General features: G+C 65.4%; 24 protein-coding genes. 22 read left to right on the top strand and 2 right to left on the bottom strand.

Features of this window, described 5'->3' with window-relative positions; genetic code table 11:
- Positions 1–38: 38 nt before the first annotated feature.
- The 9 genes from J2X62_RS20535 (at position 39) to smc (ending at position 8,768) form a co-directional block, all read left to right on the top strand.
- Positions 39–830, top strand: a complete 792-nt coding sequence (locus J2X62_RS20535) for a DivIVA domain-containing protein (RefSeq protein ID WP_045841865.1) — start codon at positions 39–41, stop codon at positions 828–830.
- Positions 831–921: 91 nt separating this feature from the next.
- On the top strand, positions 922–1,530 hold the full coding sequence (locus J2X62_RS20530) for a DUF177 domain-containing protein (protein ID WP_027496671.1): 609 nt from the start codon (positions 922–924) through the stop codon (positions 1,528–1,530).
- The gene (gene rpmF / locus J2X62_RS20525) at positions 1,531–1,713 is read left to right on the top strand and encodes a 50S ribosomal protein L32 (protein ID WP_032397784.1); all 183 of its coding nucleotides are present in this window, start codon (positions 1,531–1,533) and stop codon (positions 1,711–1,713) included.
- 26 nt (positions 1,714–1,739) lie between these two features.
- Complete coding sequence (gene rnc, locus J2X62_RS20520; protein ID WP_027496672.1) at positions 1,740–2,522, top strand: ribonuclease III; 783 nt, start codon at positions 1,740–1,742, stop codon at positions 2,520–2,522.
- The gene (gene mutM, locus J2X62_RS20515; protein ID WP_027496673.1) at positions 2,522–3,388 is read left to right on the top strand and encodes a bifunctional DNA-formamidopyrimidine glycosylase/DNA-(apurinic or apyrimidinic site) lyase; all 867 of its coding nucleotides are present in this window, start codon (positions 2,522–2,524) and stop codon (positions 3,386–3,388) included. Before rnc ends, mutM begins: the two co-directional genes overlap by 1 nt.
- Before the next feature lie 49 nt (positions 3,389–3,437).
- A complete protein-coding gene (locus J2X62_RS20510; RefSeq protein WP_032400562.1) occupies positions 3,438–3,866 on the top strand; it encodes an OsmC family protein in 429 nt (142 codons plus the stop codon).
- Positions 3,866–4,762 (top strand): SMP-30/gluconolactonase/LRE family protein, encoded by an 897-nt coding sequence (locus J2X62_RS20505; RefSeq protein ID WP_310183004.1) that lies wholly within the window; start codon positions 3,866–3,868, stop codon positions 4,760–4,762. The genes J2X62_RS20510 and J2X62_RS20505 overlap by 1 nt, the downstream gene beginning before the upstream one ends.
- On the top strand, positions 4,759–5,034 hold the full coding sequence (locus J2X62_RS20500; RefSeq protein WP_027496676.1) for an acylphosphatase: 276 nt from the start codon (positions 4,759–4,761) through the stop codon (positions 5,032–5,034). Before J2X62_RS20505 ends, J2X62_RS20500 begins: the two co-directional genes overlap by 4 nt.
- Before the next feature lie 59 nt (positions 5,035–5,093).
- Positions 5,094–8,768 carry a chromosome segregation protein SMC gene (smc, locus tag J2X62_RS20495; RefSeq protein WP_167325578.1) on the top strand — a complete coding sequence of 1,225 codons (3,675 nt, stop codon included), beginning with the start codon at positions 5,094–5,096 and terminating at the stop codon, positions 8,766–8,768.
- Between the two features lie 7 nt (positions 8,769–8,775).
- On the opposite strand, the gene J2X62_RS20490 is transcribed toward smc, so the two are convergent.
- Complete coding sequence (locus J2X62_RS20490) at positions 8,776–9,408, bottom strand: MSMEG_1061 family FMN-dependent PPOX-type flavoprotein (RefSeq protein WP_310182999.1); 633 nt, start codon at positions 9,406–9,408, stop codon at positions 8,776–8,778.
- A gap of 97 nt (positions 9,409–9,505) precedes the next feature.
- On the opposite strand from J2X62_RS20490, the gene ftsY reads away from it, so the two are divergent.
- From ftsY to trmD, 12 genes are all read left to right on the top strand, one after another.
- Positions 9,506–10,882 (top strand): signal recognition particle-docking protein FtsY, encoded by a 1,377-nt coding sequence (gene ftsY / locus J2X62_RS20485; protein WP_027496679.1) that lies wholly within the window; start codon positions 9,506–9,508, stop codon positions 10,880–10,882.
- A gap of 186 nt (positions 10,883–11,068) precedes the next feature.
- Complete coding sequence (locus tag J2X62_RS20480; RefSeq protein ID WP_370878683.1) at positions 11,069–12,373, top strand: ammonium transporter; 1,305 nt, start codon at positions 11,069–11,071, stop codon at positions 12,371–12,373.
- Between the two features lie 72 nt (positions 12,374–12,445).
- On the top strand, positions 12,446–12,784 hold the full coding sequence (locus J2X62_RS20475; RefSeq protein ID WP_019664269.1) for a P-II family nitrogen regulator: 339 nt from the start codon (positions 12,446–12,448) through the stop codon (positions 12,782–12,784).
- Positions 12,774–15,305 carry a [protein-PII] uridylyltransferase gene (locus tag J2X62_RS20470; RefSeq protein WP_027496681.1) on the top strand — a complete coding sequence of 844 codons (2,532 nt, stop codon included), beginning with the start codon at positions 12,774–12,776 and terminating at the stop codon, positions 15,303–15,305. Before J2X62_RS20475 ends, J2X62_RS20470 begins: the two co-directional genes overlap by 11 nt.
- A 202-nt stretch (positions 15,306–15,507) precedes the next feature.
- On the top strand, positions 15,508–16,467 hold the full coding sequence (locus J2X62_RS20465) for a peptidoglycan DD-metalloendopeptidase family protein (protein ID WP_310182992.1): 960 nt from the start codon (positions 15,508–15,510) through the stop codon (positions 16,465–16,467).
- Between the two features lie 153 nt (positions 16,468–16,620).
- Positions 16,621–18,180, top strand: a complete 1,560-nt coding sequence (gene ffh / locus J2X62_RS20460) for a signal recognition particle protein (RefSeq protein WP_032366589.1) — start codon at positions 16,621–16,623, stop codon at positions 18,178–18,180.
- 11 nt (positions 18,181–18,191) lie between these two features.
- Positions 18,192–19,310 (top strand): amidohydrolase family protein, encoded by a 1,119-nt coding sequence (locus J2X62_RS20455; RefSeq protein ID WP_222066172.1) that lies wholly within the window; start codon positions 18,192–18,194, stop codon positions 19,308–19,310.
- Complete coding sequence (locus J2X62_RS20450; protein ID WP_080731228.1) at positions 19,303–20,178, top strand: CPBP family intramembrane glutamic endopeptidase; 876 nt, start codon at positions 19,303–19,305, stop codon at positions 20,176–20,178. The genes J2X62_RS20455 and J2X62_RS20450 overlap by 8 nt, the downstream gene beginning before the upstream one ends.
- Before the next feature lie 171 nt (positions 20,179–20,349).
- Entirely contained in the window at positions 20,350–20,829 is a 480-nt protein-coding gene (gene rpsP / locus J2X62_RS20445; RefSeq protein ID WP_027496686.1) for a 30S ribosomal protein S16, read from the top strand.
- Positions 20,826–21,068, top strand: coding sequence for an RNA-binding protein (locus tag J2X62_RS20440; RefSeq protein WP_027496687.1), 243 nt, complete (start codon positions 20,826–20,828; stop codon positions 21,066–21,068). The genes rpsP and J2X62_RS20440 overlap by 4 nt, the downstream gene beginning before the upstream one ends.
- Before the next feature lie 15 nt (positions 21,069–21,083).
- Positions 21,084–21,623: a ribosome maturation factor RimM gene (gene rimM / locus J2X62_RS20435; RefSeq protein ID WP_027496688.1), complete on the top strand. Its 540-nt coding sequence runs from the start codon at positions 21,084–21,086 to the stop codon at positions 21,621–21,623.
- A gap of 3 nt (positions 21,624–21,626) precedes the next feature.
- Positions 21,627–22,307 carry a tRNA (guanosine(37)-N1)-methyltransferase TrmD gene (trmD, locus tag J2X62_RS20430; RefSeq protein WP_310182986.1) on the top strand — a complete coding sequence of 227 codons (681 nt, stop codon included), beginning with the start codon at positions 21,627–21,629 and terminating at the stop codon, positions 22,305–22,307.
- A gap of 5 nt (positions 22,308–22,312) precedes the next feature.
- Here trmD and J2X62_RS20425 read toward each other — a convergent pair whose 3' ends face one another.
- Positions 22,313–23,269, bottom strand: coding sequence for a serine hydrolase (locus tag J2X62_RS20425; RefSeq protein WP_052057248.1), 957 nt, complete (start codon positions 23,267–23,269; stop codon positions 22,313–22,315).
- A 68-nt stretch (positions 23,270–23,337) separates the two neighbouring features.
- Here J2X62_RS20425 and J2X62_RS20420 point away from each other — a divergent pair, with 68 nt between their 5' ends.
- On the top strand, positions 23,338–25,686 hold the full coding sequence (locus J2X62_RS20420) for a Tex family protein (protein WP_310182982.1): 2,349 nt from the start codon (positions 23,338–23,340) through the stop codon (positions 25,684–25,686).
- Positions 25,687–25,692: the final 6 nt, after the last annotated feature.

The raw sequence follows: 25,692 nt of genomic DNA, 5'->3' as shown, positions 1-25,692 counted from the left end.
TGCGTTCACGGTGGCAGATTCGACGATTGGGGTAACCGGTGTACCGCGTATTCGAGGCGCTCGACGAGCTCGTCGCCATTGTCGAGGAGGCGCGCGGCGTTCCGATGACTGCCGGGTGTGTCGTCCCTCGCGGCGATGTCCTGGAACTGCTCGACGACGTCCGTGACGCAATCCCCGGCGAGCTCGACGACGCGCAGGACGTGTTGGATCATCGCGACAAGCTGGTGGGTGACGCGCGGGCGACGGCGGAGAAGACCGTCACCAGTGCGAACGCCGAAGCTCAGGACACGGTGGAGAACGCACGCGACTCGGCGGACCGCATTCTCGCCGACGCCAAAGCCCAGGCCGATCGCATGGTGTCCGAAGCGTCGGCGCATGCCGATCAGCTCGTGGCCGATGCCGAAGCCGAGGCCGAGCGAACGGTTCTCGAAGGCCAGCGTGAGTACGAGGCGCTGACCGTTCGCGCTCGCACCGAGGCCGATCGGATGATCGAGTCCGGTACGGCGTCGTACGAGCGGTCGGTCGCAGACGGCACCGCCGAACAGAACCGGCTCGTCTCGGAGACGGAGGTCGTGCAGGCGGCCCACGCCGAGTCGGCTCGGGTGATCGACAGCGCACACGCCGAATCCGATCGGATGCGCAGCGAGTGCGACGTCTACGTCGACACCAAGCTTGCAGAGTTCGAGGAGTTCCTCAGCGGCACCATTCGGTCGGTGGGTCGCGGTCGGCAGCAGTTGCGCACCGGCTCGGGCGTCCCGGACTACGGCAACGAACCGTACGGTGACACCTCCTACGGAAGTGCAGACCAGGGACGTCGTAGTCGGCACTGACCCGTCACGATTTGCTCACGTATGCGCAGATGCGTATCGTTATGTGGTTGCTTACCGACAGTAGGCACACCGACAGTAAGGAAGATCAGCCGTGCCCCCGCCCAAGAGAACGACGCGTCCCGAACTGGACGCAGGATTCGTTCTGGACATTCTCAACCTCGGTCGTCGACCCGGGTCGACGAAAACCATCGAGCGGACGGTTCCGGCTCCTTCCCGAATCGGCCTCGATGCCATCGCCATCGAAGCCGGTGTACCGGTTTCGCTCGATCTGCAGTTGCAGGCGGTATCCGAGGGCGTTCTCGTCACCGGTTCCGTGCGAGCTGCCACGGCCGGTGAGTGCACGCGCTGCCTCGACCCGGTCACTGGCAATGTCGACGTCTACCTCACCGAGCTGTTCGCTTACCCGAACAGCATCACCGAGGAGACCACGGATGCGGACGAGATTCACCGTATCGTCGACGACCTGATAGATCTCGAACCCGTCATCGTCGACGCGGTCGGTCTGGAGCTTCCACTCCACCCCGTCTGCAGTGACGAGTGCGAGGGATTGTGCCCAGAATGCGGCGTTCGCCTGGCGATTGCTGAATCCGGCCACAGTCACGATACAATTGATCCTCGCTGGGCTGGACTTGCAGCCAAATTTGGCGTGGATCCAGAACCGAGCACAGAACTTGTGAACAACGAAGCCGAGGAGAAGTAAGTGGCTGTCCCGAAGCGCAAAATGTCGCGTTCCAACACGAGGTCGCGTCGTGCACAGTGGAAAACCACTGCGCCCACCCTCGTGACGTGCCCCAACCGTGGTTGCGGCGAGAAGACGCTGCCCCACATCGCGTGCCCTTCGTGCGGTACCTACAAGGGCCGCCAGGTCGTCGCAGCGGTCTGATTCCCGCTCAGGTGACAAACGAAGTAGTGGACCGACACAACGGCGGGCCACAGAACAATAGCTCCACTGCCGTCAGCGGCGGGGACGACCGAGAGTCGCTCCTCGCCGCTATCGGTGTTTCTCTGTCCGAACCCTTGTTGACGCTGGCTCTGACGCACCGGTCGTTCGCCTACGAGCACGGTGGTCTGCCGACCAACGAACGGCTCGAGTTCTTGGGCGACTCCGTGCTCGGCTTGGCGGTCACCGAGCACCTGTACGCGGTGCACCCCACCAAGTCCGAAGGACAGCTGGCCAAGATCAGAGCCAGTGTGGTCAACATGCATGCGCTCGCCGAGGTGGCTCGTGATCTCGGTGACGGCGGCCTCGGTCGTCATCTGTTGCTGGGTAAGGGCGAAGAGCAGACCGGCGGGCGCGACAAGCCCAGCATCTTGGCCGACGGTATGGAGTCCTTGCTGGGTGCCATCCACCTGCAACACGGAATCGATGTTGCCCGCACCGTGGTTCTGACACTGTTCGCCGGCTTGCTCGATCGGGCTCCCAAGCTCGGTGCGGGTCTGGATTGGAAGACCAGCCTGCAGGAGTTGACTGCGGAACGTGCACTGGGTGTCCCCGCGTACGAGATCTCGTCCACCGGACCCGACCACGACAAGGAATTCACGGCCACTGTGCTCGTCGGCGGATTCCCGCGCGGCGTCGGGGTGGGCCGGTCGAAGAAGGAAGCCGAGCAAAAGGCTGCCAGCACGGCGTGGAACTCGTTGTCGGACAACGAGACTCCTGTCGTTGCCGACTCCGCATCCGACTCTTCCTGATGCCCGAACTGCCTGAGGTCGAGGTGGTCCGGCTCGGCCTGGAATCTCACGTGGTCGGCAAGACGGTGCGCTCGGTGGAGGTACTGCACCCTCGCGCCGTACGGCGACACGACCTCGGCGGCCTCGATCTGATCGGCCAATTGCAGGGTCAGCGCATCGCCTCGGCCCAGCGGCGTGGCAAGTATCTGTGGCTGGTGATGGAACCCGGAGATTTCGCGACCGTCGTCCACCTGGGTATGAGCGGGCAGATGCTCGTGCAGCCTCCCACTGCCCCGGACGAGAAGCACCTGAGAATTCGAGCTCGCCTGGACGACGGTAGCGACCTCCGCTTCGTCGACCAACGGACCTTCGGCGGTTGGGCACTCGCTCCGATCGTGACGGTGAACGGAACCCAGGTACCCGAACCGGTCGCGCACATCGCCCGCGATCCTATCGACCCACTGTTCGATGCCGAATCGGTGGTGAACGTGTTGCGCGGCAAGCACACCGAGATCAAGCGGGCACTGCTCGACCAGACCGTGCTGTCCGGTGTCGGCAACATATACGCAGACGAAGCGTTGTGGCGCGCGAAGATTCACGGCAATCGAATCGCAGAAACACTGACGCGTCCCGCGCTGCGGCGTCTGCTGACCGGGGTCCACGCGGTGATGGGGGAGGCCCTCGCTCAAGGCGGAACCTCCTTCGATGCGCTGTACGTCAACGTCAACGGGCAGTCCGGCTACTTCGACAGGTCGCTCGATGCCTACGGGCAGGAAGGACTGCCCTGTTCGAGGTGCGGCGCACCGATCCGGCGCGAAAAATTCATGAACCGCTCCTCGTTCAGCTGCCCCACCTGCCAGCCGCGGCCGCGACACCTCCGGACCTGACCCCATTCCGCAGGCTCCACTCCTGAACCGCCCGCCTAGTATTTCGGTCATGGCAGAACAGAGCACGCCGACCAACCTCTGGGTCGAGCGCACAGGCACACGTCGATACACCGGTCGCAGTTCGCGGGGAGCCGAGGTGCTCATCGGTTCCGAGTCGGTCGAGGGCGTTTTCACTCCGGGGGAGCTGCTCAAGATCGCCCTCGCGGCGTGCACGGGCATGAGCTCCGACGTCCCGCTCTCTCGTCGACTCGGTGACGACTACTCCGCCACCGTCGAGGTGTCGGGGACCGCCGACCGCGAGAACGAGCTCTATCCCGAGTTGAACGAGATCCTTCGAGTCGACCTCAGCGCGATGGACCCCGAGGCGCAGCAACGCCTGCTGACCGTCGTCGAGCGTGCCATCGACAAGGTGTGCACGGTCGGGCGGACCTTGAAGGCCGGAACGACGATCAACCTGGACATCGACGTGGACGCCTGATGAAGTCTCGGGCGATCCTCACCGCTGCGTTGCTCTGCGGCGCGTCGATCGCCGCGGCCCCGGCCGCACAGGCGTCGAGTGCGTGCACTCCGTGGTCGGTGAGCACAGTGGCGTCGGGATTCGGGATGCTCGAGAATCTCGAGTTCGACGGCCGCGGCTCGATGATCGTTTCCGAGACGTCGCCGATCGGACCGGGTGCTCTACGTAGCGTCGCGCCGAACGGAGACCGGGGCACTCTGGTGTCGGGCGTCGAGTCACCCGGCGGCTTGGTGCGGGACGGAGACACCCTGTACTTCACCACCGGAAACAGTGCGGCCGCAGGACTTTTCGATTCCACTTCCGGAACGATCGACGCGCTCGATCTCGATACCGGCGGTCGCTCGACGTACGCGTCGGGCCTGGCGATGCCCAACGGACTGGCGAGATCGGAGACGGGTGATCTCTTCACCACCCGTAATCTGGGTGTCGCTGCAGGCCTGAGCCGGATCGCGACCGATCGCACCGTGTCGACGGTACGTACGGATCTGGGGTCTGCCAACGGGATTGCGATTGCGCGCGGGAAGATCTACGTGGGCAACACGTTCGATGTCGAGCCCGTCGTGTACGTCCTCGACGAGCAGGATCCGTCCGGTTCGGTCTCGCGTGTTCGCGTCGACGGATTCGGACCACTCACCATGTCGGACGATCTGACCGTGGGTGTCGACGGAATGATCTATCTCGCACAGAATCTCGCGGGACGAGTTATTCGCATCGACCCGACGTCGGGGTCGTCGTGTGTCGTGGCGACAGGTGTGCCGCTGACATCCGCGGTCGCGTTCGGCGGGGTGGGATTCGACCCGACGTCGTTGTACGCAACGAGTTTCGACGGATCCGTCCGAGAGTTGAGCCCGGCATGAACGACGAGCGTCTGACGGCGTGGGTGCACGGCCTGGTGCAGGGCGTCGGGTTTCGGTGGTGGACTCGATCGCGTGCTCTCGAACTCGGTCTCGTCGGTCATGCGACCAACCACGCCGACGGACGGGTGCTGGTGATCGCCGAGGGACCGCGCGATCGTCTCGACGCGCTTCTCGAACTGCTACGCGGCGGTGGAACCCCCGGCACGGTGACGCTCGTCGTCGAGAGTTGGGGGTCGGCCCGCGGTGATCTGAGCGGTTTCGTCGAGCGCTGACCTGCACTACCGGAGGCTGGGCGCGCGGGTGGGCACCTGGCCGGTAAAGTACAGACGCTATGTATCTGAAGAGTCTGACGCTCAAGGGCTTCAAGTCCTTCGCTTCGGCGACGACTCTTCGATTCGAGCCCGGTATCACCTGCGTGGTCGGACCGAACGGCTCCGGTAAATCGAATGTCGTGGACGCTCTGACCTGGGTGATGGGCGAGCAGGGTGCCAAAGCCCTGCGCGGCGGCAAGATGGAAGACGTCATCTTCGCGGGAACCTCGGGTCGAGCGCCGCTGGGTCGGGCCGAGGTGACGCTGACGATCGACAACTCCGACGGAGCGCTGCCGATCGACTACTCCGAGGTATCGATCACCCGCCGCATGTTTCGCGATGGTGCGGGCGAGTACGAAATCAACGGAAGCTCCTGCCGTTTGATGGACGTCCAGGAGCTGCTGAGCGACTCCGGTATCGGGCGCGAGATGCACGTGATCGTCGGGCAGGGCCGGCTGGCGGCGATTCTCGAATCCCGCCCAGAGGACCGGCGAGCATTCATCGAGGAAGCTGCCGGCGTTCTCAAGCACCGCAAACGCAAGGAAAAGGCGGTCCGCAAACTCGACGCGATGCAGGCCAATCTCGCGCGACTGACCGATCTGACGACCGAACTGCGTCGGCAACTCAAGCCGTTGGGTCGGCAGGCCGAGGTCGCACGTCGAGCGCAGACGGTGCAGGCAGACCTGCGCGACGCCCGCCTCCGGCTGGCGGCAGACGATTTGGTGGCCAGGCGAGAAGAATTCGCCAACCAGACGCAGGACGAGGAAGCGGCTCGCGAGCAGTATGCGATGGTGCAGGACGCCCTCGAGGCGGGGACCGTAGCCCTCGCCGAACACGAGCAAGCCGTGGCTCGCCTGACGCCCAGCGCCGAAGCCGCCGGGCAGACGTGGTTTCGACTTTCCGCGCTGGCCGAACGAGTCAACGCGACTGTTCGCATCGCGCACGAGCGGGCCCGGCACCTCGACTCCGTGCAGAGCGCCGGTCGAGGGCAGGACCCAGACGAGCTGGAGGCACAAGCCGAGCGGGTTGCCGAAGAAGAGATGGAACTCGTCGAAGCCGTGGAGATGGCGCGGGAAACCCTCGAAGCGGCCCGCGAACAGTTGGCCGAACGAGAGTCGGCGGCTGCGGCTGCGGAACGGGCGCACCTGGCGGCCGTGCGTGCGGTGGCCGATCGCAGGGAGGGCTTTGCACGCTTGTCCGGGCGGGTCGATACTTTCCGGACCAAGGTCGAATCGATCGACGCCGAGGTGGCACGCCTGTCGGTGGCCATCGACGAGGCCCGTGAACGGGGCGAGGCGGCCCAGCGCGAGTTCGAGAGCGTGCAGGACCAGATCGGTACCCTCGACGCCAGCGAACTGAGCTTGGACACCCACTACGAGCGCGCAGTGGCTGCGCTACGTCATGCCGATGCGCGTGTCTCGGAATTGCAGGCAGAGGAACGCACCGCGGGTAAGCGGGTGGCGTCCTTCGAAGCGAGGATCGAGGCGCTGACGATGGGCCTCGAACGAAAAGACGGTGCCGGCTGGTTGGTGGAGAACGAACAGGACGGACTGTCGGGACTGCTGGCCGGGCACCTGACGGTCGAGCCGGGATACGAGATCGCGGTCGCAGTCGCGATGGGACCGGCGGCCGACGCTGCCCATGCAGAGTCCTTCGCCGCTGCCCGCGATGCAGTCCTGGCGCTCCGCGCCGCGGACGGTGGTCGCGCAGCCATAGTGCACAGCAGTTCCGTTGCAGTGCAACCACTCTCACGTCCCGAACTTCCTGATGGCGCGCGGTGGGTGCTCGATCTCATCGACTACCCGGACCGCCTGGCCGGTGCCATGACGGCATTGCTCGACGGCGTGGTTGCCGTCGACTCGCTCGACACCGCGCACCGACTCGTCTCCGACAACGGCCGACTGCGCGCGGTGACCAAGGACGGCGACGTCGTAGAACCCGGGTGGGTGACCGGAGGATCGGACCGACGGCCCAGCACGCTCGAAGTGCAATCCGCCATCGACACCTCGACCGTCGAGCTGGCTGCGGCCGTGCGCCGGGCCGAGGAACTCGATGCTGCGCTCTCCGGTGCACTCGCGGAACAGCGCGACCGACGTGAATCGGCGGAGCAGGCTCTGGCTGCCCTCAACGAATCCGATGCCGCTATGGCAGCTGTGTACGAGCAGCTGGGCAGGCTCGGTCAATTGGCGCGGTCTGCTCATGCCGAGTCGGCACGGTTGACGACGCAGCGTGATTCGGCAGAGACGAGTCGCGAGGAAGCGGTCGCTCGGCTGGCCGAGCTCGAAGACAGCCTGCGATCCGCCGAGGACGAACAATCCGGGTTCGTGGGAGACGGTGAGAGCGGCGACGCGGCCACCACGATGGAGCGTGAAATGGCGGCGGCCGCGCTCACCGAGGTCCGCGCCGTGGAAGTCGAAGCTCGGCTGAACGTGCGCACCGCGGAGGAGCGTGCGCAGTCGGTCCGGGGACGGGCAGATTCGCTACGCCGGGCGGCGCGAGCCGAGCGGGAGGCCAGAGCCAGGGCCGAGAGGGAGAGCGCGGCTCGGCGTCATGCTGCCGCGGTCGCTGCCGCAGTGGCGGAGTCGGGTGAAGAGCTCGCGACTCGTCTCGGGGCGGTCGTCGCTGCTGCCGCACGACGGCGCGACGAGCTCTCGGCCGAACGGACAACGCGCACAGCCGAACTCGACACGGTGAAGGAGCAGGTTCGGGCACTGCAGGGACAGTTGGCCTCGATCACCGACGCGGTGCACCGCGACGAGGTGGCGCGTGCCCAGGCCGCTCTGCGCATCGAGCAACTCGAGACGACCATTCTCGAACAGCACGGGATCGGGCTCGACGATCTGGTGGCGGAATACGGCCCCGACGTCCCGCTGCCTCCGACCGAACTCGAAATGGCCGAGTACGAGGCGGCCAAGGAACGCGGTGAGCAGGTGGTGGCACCCGCCCCGATGCCGTTCGACCGCGCCACTCAGCAGGCGCGTGTCAAACGCGCCGAACGGGATCTGGCCACGCTCGGCAAGGTGAACCCGCTGGCTCTGGAAGAGTTCGCGGCACTGGAAGAGCGATACAACTTTCTGTCCACCCAGCTCGAGGACGTCAAGTCCGCGCGCAAGGACCTGCTCGGGGTCGTCGCCGACGTGGACGACCGCATCCTGCAGGTGTTCACCGAGGCCTGGCTGGACGTCGAGCGTGAATTCACCGGTGTCTTCGCCAAACTGTTCCCCGGGGGCGAGGGACGGCTGATTCTGACCGACCCGTCGGACATGCTCACCACCGGAATCGAAGTGGAAGCACGGCCGCCCGGCAAGAAGGTCAAGCGGCTGTCGCTGCTGTCCGGCGGCGAGAAGTCGCTGACGGCCGTTGCGATGCTCGTGGCGATCTTCCGTGCTCGACCGTCGCCGTTCTACGTGATGGACGAGGTCGAAGCAGCGCTGGACGACACCAACCTGCGGCGACTCATCGGTTTGTTCGAGCAACTCCGCGAGAAGTCGCAACTGATCGTCATCACGCACCAGAAGCCGACGATGGAAGTGGCCGACGCCCTCTACGGCGTCAGTATGCGCGGTGACGGCATCACCACCGTCATCTCGCAGCGGCTCAATCGCGAGCGCGTCGCCGTCGATGCAGTCGAACCTGCCGTCGAGGCCGCCGAACCGGACGTGTCGGTGCCCAGCGACACCGATTCCGCGACGTGAGGCTGCGCTACTTCTCGGGGTAGAGCTGCTCGGCGTAGGAGGGCCCGTAGTACTCGCGGAGTTCTTCCACCGTTTCGGGTGCCTGCGGAATCAACGCTTTCGTCAAGGACGCGACATCGGGAATGGAGTCCGCATCCCACGTGTCCGGCTGCCACAACTTGGACCGCATGAATGCCTTGGCGCAGTGGTGGAACACCTGCTCGACGTCGACGACGAGGCACATGATGGGTCGGTGGCCCTTGACCTGCAGTTCGTCGAAGAACGGTGCGTCGGTCACCAGCGACGCGCGACCGTTGATGCGCAGGGTGTCGCCGCGCCCCGGCACGAAGAAGTTCAGGCCGACGAACGGATTCTCGAGAATGTTGCGGTAGCCGTCCATTCGACGATTACCGGGCCGTTCGGCCAGTGCGATCGTGGCCTCGTCGATGACGTGGACCAGGCTGCCGGGCGGATCACCCTTGGGGGAGACGTCGCACCGCCCGCTCGCGTCCGAGGTTCCCATCAGGCAGAAAGGCGAGGCCGCGAGCCAGTGCACGTCGAGTGGATGCAGGGTCCGGCGATCCTTGTTGGCCGCCCGGAAGCTGGGTTCGCCGAACATGGCGGTCAGTTGGTCGGCGTCGCGCACCGCGGTCCACGTCATGGCGACGATGCTATCGACACGACCCGGACGGCGGACAGTCCATTTCGGCGATGCACCACCGATGCGTTCGGACGTGACCACCTGAGAGGATGGTCACGTGAGTAATCAAGCGTGGATCATCGTCGCGGCGATCGCTGCCGTCCTGCTCGTCGTCCTCGTCGTCGGGTTCGTTCTGTCCCGTCGCCGGAGAGTGTCCCTCAAGTCGGACGAGGCCGCCCGAATCGAGGACGCGGCCACCAAGGACAGATCCGGTGGCTACACCGCGGGCAGCGGTTTCTCGTTCAGTCAGGGCACTGCGACCGCCGAGCCCGTCCCGCCTGCCCCGAAGCCCGTCCCGCCTGCCCCGAAGCCTGTCGAGACCTTCCCGGTCGAGCCGACGCCGGTGCCACCCACCCACACTCGGGACGAGCCGGAGGTCCTCGACCCCGAGGTTCCGGTCGTCGAGCCTCAGGTGCCGGTTGTCGAGCCCGCCGAGCCGGCCGAGCCCACCGCGCCTGCGGTGCCGGAACCCGCCCCGGACGCCGAGGCACCTGCTCCTCGACTGGACACCATCGATCCGACCGAAGGTCGGTTGGACCGTCTTCGTGGACGTCTGGCTCGTTCCCAGTCCGCGGTGGGCAAGTCCCTGCTCGGATTGCTCGGCGGCGGAGACCTGGACGAGGACTCGTGGGAAGAGGTCGAGGACACGCTGCTGATCGCCGACATCGGCTCGGCCACGACGACGGAGATCATGCGTACGCTGCGCGAGCAGATGGCAGCTCGCAGTATTCGTACCGAAGCCGATGCGCGAGCGCTGCTGCGGGAAATTCTGGTGGCGCAACTGCATCCGGAGTTCGATCGTTCGATTCGCGCGCTTCCGCACGACGGCGCGCCTGCGGTGTTGTTGGTCGTCGGAGTCAACGGCACCGGCAAGACCACCACTACCGGAAAGCTTGCCCGTGTCCTGGTCGCGGATGGCCGGCGGGTACTCCTCGGTGCGGCCGACACGTTCCGTGCCGCTGCCGCAGATCAGCTGCAGACCTGGGCGGAGCGAGTCGGTGCCGAGGTAGTGCGCGGCAAGGAGGCCGCTGATCCGGCCGCCGTTGCCTTCGACGCGGTGAGCAAGGGGATCGAGAACGGAGTCGATGTGGTCCTGGTCGACACCGCAGGTCGCCTGCACACGAAGTCCGGTCTGATGGACGAGCTGAGCAAGGTCAAGCGTGTGATCGAGAAGCGCGCCCACGTCGACGACGTGCTGCTCGTTCTGGACGCGACGGTCGGCCAGAACGGACTGACTCAGGCGCGCGTCTTCGCCGAGATCGTGGACATCACCGGTGTCGTGCTGACCAAGCTCGACGGAACCGCGAAGGGCGGCATCGTTTTTCAGGTACAGCGGGAACTCGGGGTACCCGTCAAGCTCGTCGGTCTCGGCGAAGGTGCCGACGATCTGGCTCCGTTCGAGCCGGGGGCGTTCGTCGACGCACTGCTCGGTTGATCGACCTCGCCGGGCTCCCGCGAACCGGGTGAAAAGCACAAACGCCAGCACGAAACCTTTTAGCAACAGAATTCGGTCATGCGTTCACATGCCCGAAACACCCGAGTGTCACGGATGAAACTTCGTGAAACCACTCTTCTTGCGTAACGGCGCGCCAACCGGTGTGCAGGAGAATGGAGGGTGTACGTGAGTCCCGAGGATATGTTGGCCAACTCCGGCAACGCCGCGTGGATGCTGATGGCAGCATCGCTGGTACTGCTGATGACGCCGGGCTTGGCGTTCTTCTACGGCGGTATGTCGCAGTCGAAGTCCGTGTTGAACATGATGATGATGTCGTTCGGAGCTATGGCCGTCGTCTCGATCATCTACTTCCTGTGGGGATGGTCGATGTCCTACGGCACCCAGGACATCGGCGGTGTCTTCGCCAACCCGTTCGAGTTCTTCGGACTCAAGGATTCGATCACCGACGCGGACGGCAACTACATCGCCGGCGCATGGGGTTACGCCAACGTCATCGACGTAGCGTTCCAGGTCACGTTCGCCATCATCACGGTCGCCCTGATCAGCGGCTCGATCGCCGGTCGAGTCAAGTACGGCACCTGGCTCGCCTTCGCAGGAATCTGGGTCACCCTCGCGTACTTCCCGCTGGCACACATGGTCTGGGGCGGCGGACTGCTGTCGGGCTCCGAGAAGGGCTTGGCCGCAAAGATTTTCGGAACGATGGTCAACGACGATGGTGACACCGTCGCCAACGTCGCACCGATCGACTTCGCCGGTGGAACCGTCGTGCACATCAACGCCGGTATCGCAGGCCTGATCCTGGCGATCATCATCGGCAAGCGAGCCGGATTCGGCAAGGTCGCCTACCGTCCGCACAACCTCCCGTTCGTCATGCTCGGCGCAGCGCTGCTGTGGTTCGGCTGGTTCGGATTCAACGCCGGTTCGGCATTCGCCGCCGACGGCATCGCAGGCGTGGCCTGGGTCAACACCACCGCGGCCACCGCAGCGGCCATCGCAGGCTGGCTCATCACCGAGCGCATCCGCGACGGACACGCAACCAGCCTCGGTGCCGCATCGGGCATTGTCGCAGGTCTGGTCGCCATCACCCCGGCCGCCGGTGCGCTCACCCCGGTCGGAGCCATGATCCTCGGCGTCATCGCCGGCGTGCTGTCGGCTCTCGCCGTCGGACTGAAGTTCAAGTTCGGCTACGACGACTCGCTCGACGTCGTCGGCGTCCACCTGGTCGCAGGCCTGTGGGGCACCATCGGAATCGGCTTCCTCGGATCCGAGACCGGCCTGTTCTACGGTGGTGACTACAAGCAGCTCGTCGTGCAGATCGTCATCGCGTTGTTCGCATTGGTCTTCACCGCAATCGTGACCGCGGTCATCGCCTTCGCTCTGAAGCCGCTGGGCTGGCGCGTGACGGACGAGGAAGAGGCGAACGGCATCGACGAGGCCGAGCACGCCGAGACTGCATATGATTTCGCCTGACAAGGTAGAGATAGAGATGAACGCTGCACCGTACGACAACGGGCACTCGAGGTCTTGTGAAGGGAAGCAAAAATGAAGCTGATCACGGCAATCGTCAAACCGTTCACCCTGGAGGACGTCAAGACGGGGCTGGAACAGGCCGGCGTGCTCGGAATGACCGTCAGTGAGGTTCAGGGCTACGGCCGCCAGAAGGGCCACACCGAGGTCTACCGAGGTGCGGAGTACTCGGTCGATTTCGTCCCTAAGGTGCGTGTCGAGGTAGTCGTCGACGACGCCGCAGTGGAGAAGGTCGTCGAGGTCATCGTCGAAGCAGCCCGCACCGGCAAGATCGGTGACGGCAAAGTGTGGGTTTCCCCGGTGGATTCGGTCATCCGAGTCCGTACCGGAGAACGTGGCGCCGATGCGCTCTGACCCCACAGGGTCTCGGTCCGGGGGCCCCGGTTCTGGCGCACGCGCGCCAGAACCGGGGCCTTCGGTCTCTACGGGCTCCGCATCGAAGGGCACGAGCGATGCAGCTGCGGATCTCGCTCGGGCCAGAAAGCAACTGCTCGACGGCGGCACCCGCAACCGCCGCCTCGATGCGCCCTCGCTCAGGCAGGCGCTCGTCGATCTTCACGAGTTCTGGCTGACCACCAAGGGCGCAGAACTGGGCGTGAAGCCGGATTCCGGTTTCGCGATAGTCGCAGTAGGAGGTCTGGCGCGTCGCGAACTGCTGCCGTACTCCGACCTGGACTTGATTCTGTTGCACGACGATCTCGACCCCCGCATCGTGGCCGACGTCGCCGACAAGCTCTGGTATCCGTTGTGGGACGCCCACATCAAGCTCGATCACAGTGTGCGTACCGTGCCGCAGGCCCTGCAGGTTGCCGCGGCGGACATGACCGCAGCACTCGGCATGCTCGAAGCACGCCACATCGCCGGTGACGTGGAACTGAGCAACCTGTTGATCGGTGGCATACGTCGGCAGTGGCGCACCGGAATTCGCGGTCGCTTCGACGAGCTGATCGGCCAGACTCAGGGGCGCTGGGCACGAAGCGGCGAGATCGCACACCGTGCCGAACCCGACCTCAAGAGCGGCCGTGGCGGTCTGCGCGACGTGCAACTGCTCGACGCCCTGTCGATTGCTCAGTTGACCGATGGCATGCCCGGGTTGGGACCCGAATCACCCGGCGGCGGTTTGGCATTCGCGCACGGGCGACTTCTCGACGTGCGTACCGAACTGCACCGGGTGGCCGGTCGTGCCCGAGATCAGCTGCGTGCGCAGGACGCCGACGAGATCGGTGCTGCGCTTCGCATCGGCGATCGGTTCGATCTCGCTCGTGTGCTCAGCGATTCGGCACGCACCATCAGCTACTCGGTCGATGTGGGTTTGCGTACCGCCGGCAATTCGCTTCCACGACGAGGTCTTTCGCGTCTGCGTCGCGTACCCGTTCGCCGTCCGCTGGACGAGGGAGTCGTCGAGCACGCGGGTGAGGTGGTGCTGGCACGCGACGCACGACCGAACAAGGATCCGGGTCTGATCATGCGGGTTGCGGCAGCGTCGGCTCAGACCGGCATGCCGATGTCTGCCTCCACGCTCAACCGTCTGTCCGACAGCGCCCCCGAACTCCGTGAGCCGTGGCCCAAGGAAGCACTCAACGATCTGTTGGTGCTGCTGGGATCCGGCCGCAAGGCCATCGCGGCCATCGAAGCGCTCGATCGAACCGGATTGTGGGGCAGGCTGATTCCGGAATGGGGTGCGGTTCGAGATCTGCCGCCACGAGATGCGGTGCACACCTGGACGGTGGATCGACACCTGGTCGAAACTGCCGCGTACGCAAGTGCATTGACCACACGTGTCGCTCGTCCCGATCTGCTGGTGCTCGGCGCGCTCGTCCACGACATCGGAAAGGGACGCGGCGGCGACCACAGCGTCGTCGGTGCCGATCTCGCCGTTCAGATCGGTAACCGGCTCGGCTTGTGGCCCTCCGACGTGGCCCTGCTGACGGCAATGGTCCGCTATCACCTCCTGCTGCCGGAGACTGCCACCCGGCGCGATCTGGACGACCCGGCAACCGTGCAGACCGTCGTGGATGCGCTCGGTGCGGACACCGTTCTGCTGGAGCTTCTGCATGCACTCGCCGAGGCGGACTCTCTCGCGACCGGACCCGGGGTGTGGGGGGACTGGAAGGCGTCGCTGATCCGTGAACTCGTTCGTCGTTGTCGGCTGGTGATGGCGGGAGAGACTCTGCCGTCGCCGGATCCGCTCGACCCGGCGCACATCGAGTTGGCCTCGCGCGGGGGAGTGCACGTCGACATCACGCCCACCGACGGTCTGCACACCTTCGTCGTGACCGTGGTTGCACCCGATACTCCAGGGCTGCTGTCCGACGCGGCCGGAGTGCTGGCACTGCATTCCTTGCGGGTGCTGTCGGCCTCGCTCGGCAGTCACGACGGTTCGGCGATCAACTCGTTCGATGTCGCACCGTTGTTCGGTGCTCCGCCGCAGGCGGGGTTGATCCGGCAGGAGATCATCCGTGCGCAGGCGGGCGAGCTCGACCTGGTCGCCGTACTCGACGCGAAGGAACGAGACGCCCGCGTCGAGACCTCGGACGAGGACGGCGAGGATTCGGCTGTGCCGGTCCTGTACGCCCAGGCTCCGCCTCGGGTGCTGTGGTTCGACGACAACGAACCGGGTCAGGTCGTGCTCGAACTGCGAGCCGAGGACCGCCTCGGCCTGCTGTGTCGATTGGCGAGCGCAATCGAGCAGCAGGGATTCGATATTCGCTGGGCGCGGGTATCGACGCTGGGTAGTTCTGTGGTCGATTCCTTCTGCATCGACTTGGCCGGCGCGGACAGTCGGGCTGTGCGCGAGGATCTCGAACGCGCGCTCCTCGCCGTCGTGCCATCGCCGGAACCGCCCAAACCCCCGGAAAAGCCCGAGGGCACTTGACCGTTGGTCGGAAGTTCGTCGGAAACCGACATGCCGTGGTGACATTTCACGAACTTCCGGCCGATGGGTTTACCCCCGAGACCGATTTGTTATGTTCGTCACCTGACGCAGCAGGCCCTTCGGGCCGAACTGCCGGCTCCGCTGCTCGAACGTCTCGTCGTTCCTGCAGGCTCCAATTCTGACATTTCGAGAGGCGCGCACTGTGGGATCACACCGACGGTCGAACATCTACGTACCGGCCGAGACGGCATCGGGTACGCCCGGTGGCAAGCACCGCGCCGCGGAGGAAGTTCAGGACACCGGCAGGCGTGCGGCCACCATCGTCGCCGCAACCGGTGCCATCGTCGTCGGCGCGACCACCATGGGCGCGGGCACCGCAGGCGCGGCACCCGTCCCGGAACCGCCCGCGGCCGGATTCCCCTTCGCCGTCCCGGAGGGTGTGCTGCCTGCCGGATTCGAGCTGCCCCAGTTCGTGCCACCGCAGTTCGTGCCGCCACAGTTCGAGTTGCCGCAGTTCGCGCCGCTTTTCGGTGCGCCGCCGCAGGCCGCACCGGACCTTGCTCCGGCCCCACAGACCGATCCTTCGGCAGTCCCGTCGGACGCCGCGACACAGGCACCGACTCCGGGACCGCTCGCCGCTCTCGGCCCCGAGGTGGACGCCGCGGCCCAGCAGTGGCTCGACGACGTCGGACTCGGTGGAACAGGTGCCGGGCCGGCGTCTCCGCTCGAGAGTCTGCGTTCGTTGAAGAAGGCGACGGTCCAGCCCGTCGCCGGAGTGTTGACGTCGAACTTCGGTTCGCGGTGGGGCACCCAGCACAGCGGGCTGGACATCGCCGCCCCGATCGGCACGCCCATCTACGCTGCAGCCGACGGCACGGTGTCCGATGCGGGACCGGCGTCCGGGTTCGGACTCTGGGTCAAGGTTCTGCACGACGACGGCACCGAGACCATCTACGGACACGTCAACGACTTCTCGGTGCAGCCCGGTCAGCGGGTCACAGCCGGAGAACAGATCGCAACTGTGGGCAATCGCGGTCAGTCGACCGGCCCGCACCTGCATTTCGAGGTGCACGATCCCGCCGGCGTCAAAGTCGATCCCGCACAGTGGCTCTCCACCCGCGGCGTCGCTGTGACGTGGAGTGATTCGGCAAGCAAGGCCTGACCGGTCGCACCGCACCGAACGGACTCACTGCCCGACGCCCTGAGCGAGGATAAGGTGGGCTGGCGTTAGTCTGGTGACAACGCCGGACTCGGTCTGGTGACAGTGCCGGACTCGGCTCGTTTTCGGTGATCGGCTAGCTCAGGAGTGCAATCGGTGTTCGAATCCCTTTCCGACAGGTTGACCGGGACTCTCAAGGACCTGCGTGGCAAAGGTCGACTGTCCGGTGCGGATATCGACGCCACAGCCCGCGAGATCCGACTGGCCCTGCTCGAGGCCGACGTGGCGTTGCCCGTCGTGCGGGAGTTCATCAACCGCATCAAGGTCCGCGCCAAGGGTGCCGAAGTATCGGGCGCACTCAACCCGGCTCAGCAGGTCGTCAAGATCGTCAACGAGGAACTGGTCGGCATCCTCGGCGGCGAAACACGCAGACTGGTGTTCGCCAAGAACCCGCCCACCGTCATCATGCTGGCCGGCCTGCAGGGTTCCGGTAAGACGACCTTGGCGGGCAAGCTCGCCAAGTGGCTCAAGGGTCAGGGTCACACTCCGCTTCTCGTCGCCTGTGACCTGCAACGTCCCGGTGCCGTCAGCCAGCTCCAGATCGTCGGCGAACGGGCAGGCGCGGCAGTCTTCGCCCCGCACCCGGGCACGTCCATCGGCGGTGGCGAGAACGCGCTCGGCGTGTCGGCCGCGGACCCGGTCGAGGTGGCCCGCGCCGGAGTGGCCGAGGCTCGCAGCAAGCAGTACGACGTGGTCATCGTCGACACCGCAGGCCGTCTCGGTATCGACACCGAGCTGATGAGCCAGGCCGCCGGTATTCGCGACGCGGTCGAGCCGGACGAAACCTTGTTCGTTCTCGACGCCATGGTCGGCCAGGACGCCGTCAGTACCGCCGAGGCGTTCCGCGACGGAGTCGGCTTCACCGGTGTCGTGCTGACCAAGCTCGACGGCGATGCCCGCGGCGGCGCAGCACTGAGCGTGCGCGAGGTGACCGGGCAGCCCATCATGTTCGCGTCGACCGGCGAGAAGCTCGAAGATTTCGACGTCTTCCACCCCGACCGCATGGCCAGTCGCATCCTCGGCATGGGCGACGTGCTCAGCCTCATCGAGCAGGCCGAGCAGCACTTCGACGCCGAGCAGGCCGAGGCCACCGCCAACAAGATCGGCTCCGGCCAGCTCACGCTCGACGACTTCCTCGAGCAGATGATGGCCGTTCGCAAGATGGGGCCGATCGGAAATCTGTTGGGAATGTTGCCCGGCGCGGGCCAGATGAAAGAACTGGCCAATGTCGACGAGAAGCAACTCGACCGGGTGCAGGCGATCATTCGCGGCATGACGCCGCAGGAGCGCACCGATCCGAAGATCATCAATGCCTCTCGACGGCTGCGGATCGCGAACGGCTCGGGCGTGAAGGTCTCCGACGTCAACCAATTGGTCGATCGGTTCTTCGAGGCACGCAAGATGATGTCGGCGATGGCCGGTCGGATGGGCATGCCGGGTGCGCGAAAGCAGGTGCGCAACAACAAGAAGGGCAAGAAAGGCAAGAAGGGTGCTCGCGGGCCCACACAGCCGAAGATCCGCGGCGGGTTCCCAGGAATGCCGGGTGGAATGCCTGCCGGAATGCCCGACCTGTCGTCGATGCCCAAGGGCCTCGATCAATTGCCGCCGGGACTCGAGGGAATCGATCTCTCGCAGCTGAAGCTGCCGAAGAAGTAAGCGGGCCTACGGTGTCGGCATTGCGGGTGCGGGGACGCGGGCTGCCGGACGAGTCCCCGATCGACCTGTGGATCGACGGCGGTGTCCTGTCCACGGAGCCCATCGCCGATGCCGACTTCATCCACGACGGCGGGTGGATCCTGCCCGGGCTCGTCGACGCGCACTGTCATGTCGGCATCGAGTACGGCGGAGGACACACCGACCTGGCTGGGTCGATCGCGCAGGCCGAGACCGAACGAGGCGTCGGGGCTCTGCTGCTGCGTGACGCGGGATCTCCGGTCGACACGCGGGCGTTGGACGACCACGACGATCTCCCACGCATCATCAGGGCGGGGCGGCACATCGCCTCCCCGAAGCGATACATCCCTGGCCTGGCGATCGACATCGAGGACGAATCACAACTTCCCGAGGCGGTCGCGCAACAGGCGCGATTCGGTGACGGGTGGGTCAAGCTCGTCGGTGACTGGATCGACCGCTCGGTGGGAGACCTCCGGCCTCTCTGGAACGACGCGATCCTCGTCGATGCCATTGCCGCGGCCCATGCGGAAGGGGCACGCGTCACCGCGCACGTCTTCGGGGAAGACGCGCTCCCCGGACTGATCGCGGCAGGCATCGACTGCATCGAACACGGCACCGGCCTGACCGACGAGACCATCGAGATGATGGTCCAGCACGGGACAGCGTTGGTGCCGACGTTGATCAACATCGAGACCTTTCCCGGCATCGCGGACTCGGCCACCCGCTACCCGGTCTACGCCCGGCACATGCGCGCGTTGCATGCGCGAGTCGGCGATACCGTCGGCCGTGCCCACGACGCAGGTATCCCGATCTTCGCGGGAACCGACGCCGGCGGATCCATCGCGCACGGCCGCATCGCCGACGAGGTGGACGCTCTGGGACGCGTCGGATTGTCACCGACCGACGCGCTCGGTGCTGCTTGCTGGGACGCCCGGTCGTGGCTGGGGCGAGGCGGGCTCGAGCACGGTGCGCCCGCCGATCTCGTCGTGTACTCCGACGACCCGCGCGGGGGAGCGGACGTGTTGTCCAACCCCGAGCTGGTGATTCTGCGCGGCCGCGTGACCGATCGTCGTGGACGCGCCGCGAGTGGATCGGGATACGTCGATGGTTGATCCGCGGCAAGGCCCGGACCGATTCGATGCCGACCAGTTCGGCCGCACACCAGGAGGCGCGGGGGAATTCGACGTGAACCGGCCCAGCTGGGCGGGAATGGCACCGATGAATCACGTGCAACAGCAGGGCTCGGGACTGTCCGAGACCTACTGGCGTGCCGAAGCAGCGGCCGAGGAGCGCAGACCCGGCCAACGGTGGGGACTGCCGGCGGCCGCCCTCGTGCTCGGCCTCAATCTTGCCGGGTTCCTGCTCCTCGGCCTGGTCGTGTCCTCGGAGTCCTCGCCGCTGTTCGTCGTGGGGATCATGATCCCGAGCCTGCTCGCCGCAGGACTGGCGGTGGCGGTGACGATGTCGAGGGGCAACGGCCCCGTCGTCGACTTCGGGCTACCGAGATCCGTTCACGAACTCGTCGGTCATATCCGATCGGGTCTGGCCTGGGGCGGAGTCGCCCTCGTCGGTGGAGTGCTGCTCGCACTCGTGCTGCTCTCGCGTATCGATTTTCAGGATCAGGCACCGCTGGGCGGTATGGCAGACATCGCCGTGGGGTGGAAAGTCGTTTTCGCCGTGTGGATTTGGATCGGCGCACCGATCTGCGAAGAAACGATGTTCCGCGGCATGTTGTGGGGAGCTCTCGAAAAGCGCACTCGACCCATGCCGATGGCGTGGCTGGGCAACCGCTGGGTGGTCCTGGTGATCACGGCGGTGATGTTCGCGATCTGGCACCGAGAATGGTGGCGCTTCGTCGTCCTGCTGTGGGGAGGACTCGCCATCGGCATCGCGAGAATGAGAAGTGGCTCGATCGTCGCGTCGACCACGGCTCACTCCGTCAACAACACCTTTCCGGCTTTGGTGATTCTGCTGGCCTGACCGGGCGATTGAGGGTATCGGGTGGTCGTCTGGCAGAATGGACCGCTGTTCGCCCGTCTCCGGTTACGTACCGCGCGGCGGTCACGACAACTCCAACGCAAAACCGGGTTCGCATGCCGTGCGAACCGCTGAATTGCGCAGTGACCACTCCTCGAAAGGCTTCACCAGAACATGGCCGTCAAGATCAAGCTCATGCGTATCGGCAAGATCCGCACCCCGCATTACCGCGTCGTCATTTCCGACGCCCGCACCCGCCGTAACGGCCGTGCAATCGAGACCATCGGGACGTACGAGCCCAAGCAGGACCCCAGCGTCATCGAGATCAACTCCGAGCGTGCGCAGTACTGGCTGGGCGTCGGCGCGCAGCCGACCGAGCCCGTCGAGGCACTGCTGAAGATCACCGGCGACTGGCAGAAGTTCAAGGGCCTACCCGGCACCGAGGGCACCCTCCGCGTCGCCGAGCCCAAGCCGTCCAAGCTCGACCTCTTCAACGCTGCGCTGGCGCAGGCGGATTCCGAGCCCCAGGGCGAGGCCACCACCGCCAAGAAGAAGAAGGCACCGAAGTCGGACGATTCCGCTGCCGCGGACACCACCGACGCTGCAGCAACCGAGACGGCAGACGCGCCGGCCGCCGAGGCTGCTGAGAAGTGAGTGCCGTTGTCGCCGATGCCGTCGAACATCTCGTTCGCGGCATCGTCGCCAATCCCGATGACGTTCGCGTCGAGATGATCACCGGCCGCCGTGGACGCACCGTGGAAGTTCACGTGCACCCCGACGACCTGGGCAAGGTCATCGGACGCGGTGGTCGCACCGCTACGGCGCTGCGCACTCTCGTCTCCGGAATCGGTGGTCGCGGCATCCGAGTCGACGTCGTCGACACGGACCAATAGGTCACGTAACCCATCATGGAGCTGGTCATCGGTCGTGTCGCCAAGTCGCACGGCATCAAAGGTGAAGTGGTTGTCGAGGTTCGCACCGACGACCCCGACGACAGATTCGCCGTCGGCACTGTTCTGCGTGGCCGCAAGCCACGATCGAATGCACAGCCCGTGACACACACGGTGGACGCCGTCCGGGAACACTCCGGGCGGCTTCTGCTGCGTCTGAACGGCATCGACGACAAGACCGCAGCGGACGAACTGCGCGGGATTCTCTTCGTCGTCGAATCCACCGATCTCCCGCCGTCCGACGATCCGGACGAGTTCTACGATCACGAACTCGAAGGCCTCACCGTGGTACTCACCGACGGTTCGGTCGTCGGTACCGTCCGCGAGGTCCTGCACTCGGCAGCAGGCGAACTGCTGTCCATCACGCCGAGTGCTGACGAGGAATCCGGTCGTTCCGAGATACTCGTACCCTTCGTCTCGGCCATCGTGACCTCTGTGTCGTTGGCAGACAAGACAATCGAGATCGATCCGCCCGAGGGCTTGCTGGATCCGGAGTAGTTCGTGCGCCTCGACGTCGTCACCATCTTCCCGGAATACCTCACCCCACTGCGTACTGCTCTGCTCGGTAAGGCGATCGATCGCGGGCTGGTATCGGTGGACGTTCACGACCTGCGCTCCTGGACCCACGACGTGCACAAGGCCGTCGACGATTCCCCGTACGGCGGCGGGCCGGGAATGGTCATGAAGCCGACCGTCTGGGGTGACGCACTCGACCACGTGCTGACCGAGGAGTCGCTCCTCGTCGTCCCCACTCCCGCAGGGGTGCCGTTCACACAACGTACGGCCGAAAGATGGTCCACCGAACAGCATCTCGTGTTCGCGTGCGGTCGCTACGAAGGCATCGATCAACGCGTGTTCGACGACGCCGCACGCCGCGTTCGGGTCGAGGAAGTCAGCATCGGAGACTACGTTCTCATCGGCGGCGAGGCGGCAGTACTGGTCATGGCCGAGGCCGTCGTCAGATTGATGCCGGGCGTACTCGGCAATCAGCAGTCGCACCAAGAGGATTCGTTCTCCGATGGGCTGCTGGAAGGTCCGAGTTTTACCCGGCCGGCCCGATGGCGAGAACTCGACGTCCCCGAGATTCTGTTGTCCGGCGACCACGCGAAGATCGCCGCCTGGCGTCGAGAACAATCTCTGCGCAGAACAGCGGACCGACGCCCGGATCTACTGACGGACTGACGTTTTCAGCTGATTCTGCCGTCGGGGAACAACATCGACACGAAGCCGGTCAGGGTGTCCCGTGCGTGCAGTGCGCTGGCGTCGTCGCTCACGTCGACGACGGCCGTGTCCGGGTAACTTTCCATGTCGTCGGCGTAGAAGATGTCTTCACGGGACGACAGGGCCAGTACGTAGCGATTGTCCGCGCCGATGGTTCCCGTCGACAGATGGACCCACCGATCGGACACGCAGCACATCCAGCCCTGCTTGACTGCATGCACGGTCTCGCCAGGTAAGCCGTCGACGATCCCGAAGTGTTGCTTGTAGCCGTCGGCAGCTACGGGGGCCGAGCGTCGCAGCATTCCGATGATGATGTCGGTCGACGCGGTGGTCAGGCCGCCGCTGCCGTTCAGCAGCCCGGCGTAGTAGCCGACCAGGTCACTGGGAGTCGTTTCCGTGTTGTACCACTGGTCGTCGCCGGGAGCGTCGGTGTTCCTCAGGGCATATCGCGCCGCGACTGCGCGGACGATCTCGGACGAACCGTATCGATACCAGAGCGTGTATGCGGCATTGTCGTCGGAGAACTCGAGCATGCTGGTCATCGTGGCCAGCTCGTCGGCGGAGACGGGGCGGTTCTGCGACTGCGCCTCGAACATCACCTCGTCGGCAATGAAGAGCTTGGAGACCGACGCCGTTTCGATCGGCTCGTCGGCATCGCTGCTGTAGTAGGAACCGGTCTCTCGATCCAGCAACGCGAAGTTCACATCGGCACCTCGGGCTTGCGCCGATTCCACCGCCATCGGAATACGCGCTTCCAAGGCCACGCCGTCGACCTTCTGGATATCCGGGAACGGTGATGCCGATGTCTCCGCCGAATCCCTGCCACCGGGATCGCCGGCCTGATCATCGGGCGGTACGGAGCACGCGCTCAGGACCAACAGTGCGGCGCAGGTGGCGGTCAGTAACCGAGCCCCCCTGACCATCTACAGAACTCTCCCGCACATAGAACCGCTGACCGACCTGTCCCACACTAGCGGTAGGGTCCATCGCCGTGACCACTGCTCTGAAATCTGTGAACAAGCGCATAGCCGAAGAACTCGATGTTCGCGAAGAACAGGTTCGTGCCGCTGTAGAACTCCTCGACGGCGGGTCCACGGTCCCGTTCATCGCGCGCTACCGCAAGGAGGTCACCGGCACACTCGACGACGCGCAATTGCGCCAACTCGACGAGCGACTTCGATACCTCCGAGAACTCGACGAGCGGCGAGATGCCGTCATCGAATCGATTCGTTCGCAGGGCAAACTCGACGACGCGCTCGAACAGTCGCTGATGCTGGCCGAGACCAAGGCCCGCGTCGAGGACATCTACCTGCCGTTCAAGCCCAAGCGTCGGACGAAGGCACAGATTGCGCGGGAGGCCGGCCACGAACCCGTCGCAGACGCCCTGTTCACCGATCCGTCCACCGACCCGGCGCAGTTCGATCAGGAGCAGCTCGACGGGGCACGAGCAATTCTCGTCGAGCGTTTCGCCGAGGATGCCGACCTGGTGGGTGAGCTGCGTGAACTGATGTGGACCTCCGGCAAGCTGGTCGCCACCGTGCGCAAGGGAAAAGAGGAGGAAGGCGCGAAATTCTCGGACTACTTCGAGTTCTCCGAACCGTTCACGAGCCTGCCCTCGCATCGCATCCTCGCGACGCTACGCGGTGAGAAGGAAGAGATTCTGTCCCTCGGGTTCGAACCCGAGCGGGACGAGCCGACTCCCGGTGTGCCCAGTGTCTACGAGGGGCGGATCGCCACCAAGTTCGGAATCGCAGATCGCGGCCGCCCGGCCGACAAGTGGCTGCTCGATACCGTTCGCTGGGCATGGCGCACCAAGATGCTGGTCACCGTCTCACTCGATACGCGCATGAGACTGCGCCAGTCGGCCGAGAAGGACGCCGTGGACGTGTTCGCGAGCAACCTCAAAGACCTCCTGTTGGCTGCACCCGCCGGAAACCGCACCACGATGGGACTCGACCCCGGCTTTCGCACCGGAACCAAGGTGGCGATCGTCGACGCCACCGGCAAGGTCGTCGACTACGACACGATCTATCCCCACAAGCCGCAGGGCAAGTGGGACCAGGCGGTGGCCACACTCGCCGGGCTCGCGGCCAAGCACAAGGTGGAGCTCATCGCCATCGGAAACGGTACGGCCTCACGCGAAACCGATTCTTTAGCAGCAGAATTGATTGCAAAATTCCCGGCGGCGAATTTGACCAAGGTGGTGGTGTCCGAGGCGGGTGCCTCGGTCTACTCGGCGTCGGCGTACGCCTCGAGTGAGCTGCCCGAACTCGACGTCTCCATCCGCGGCGCGGTCTCGATCGCTCGCAGGCTGCAGGATCCGTTGGCCGAGCTGGTCAAGATCGACCCCAAGTCCATCGGTGTCGGCCAGTACCAGCACGACATCTCCGAAACTCTGCTCGCCCGTTCTCTCGGGGCTGTGGTCGAGGATGCGGTGAACGCGGTGGGTGTCGACGTCAACACAGCGTCGGTGCCCTTGCTGTCGAGGGTCTCCGGTATCGCCGGTTCGCTCGCCGAGAGCATCGTGGCGTACCGCGACCAGAACGGTCCGTTCTCCAGCCGTAGCACCCTCAAGGACGTACCGCGCTTGGGTCCCAAGGCTTTCGAGCAGTGCGCCGGGTTCCTGCGCATCTCCGGGGGAGAGGATCCACTCGACCGCTCCAGCGTGCACCCGGAGGCCTATCCCGTCGTGCGCCGCATCGTCGGCAAGGCGGGCGTGGGCGTGCGCGAGGTGGTGGGCAACACCGCACTCCTGCGCCGCATCGACCCCGCGGAATTCGTCGACGAACGATTCGGGCTGCCCACTGTCACCGACATCATCTCCGAGCTGGAGAAGCCTGGACGCGATCCGCGTCCGGAGTTCAAGACCGCTACTTTCGCAGCCGGTATCGAGAAGGTCGCCGACCTGAAGCCGGGGATGACGCTCGAAGGTGTCGTGACCAACGTGGCGGCGTTCGGTGCTTTCGTCGACGTCGGCGTGCATCAGGACGGACTCGTTCACGTCTCTGCGATGTCGCACAACTTCGTCAAGGACCCGCGTGAGGTCGTCAAATCCGGCGATGTGGTGCGGGTCAAGGTGATGGAGGTCGACATCCCACGTCAGCGCATCGGCCTGAGTCTGCGGTTGGACGACGAGCCCGGTGCGAGCGGTGGCAAGGACGCACCTCGTGGGCAGCAGGGTGACCGCTCCCGCGGTACGTCCTCGAGCAAGGGCAACGGCCGTCAGAGCAATGGCGGCCAGGGCAACCGCCCGCAACGCGACCGACGCGGCGGCCAAGCAGCAACGCCTGCGGCAGGTTCCATGGCCGACGCGTTGCGCAAAGCGGGCTTCGGGAAGTAGCGCTCG

Origin of the sequence: Rhodococcus sp. 3258, from assembly GCF_031456475.1 — a bacterium.
Lineage (GTDB): Bacteria > Actinomycetota > Actinomycetes > Mycobacteriales > Mycobacteriaceae > Rhodococcoides > Rhodococcoides fascians.
The sequence above is the reverse complement of the archived record's forward strand: the minus strand, read 5'-3'. Positions and strand labels throughout refer to the sequence as shown.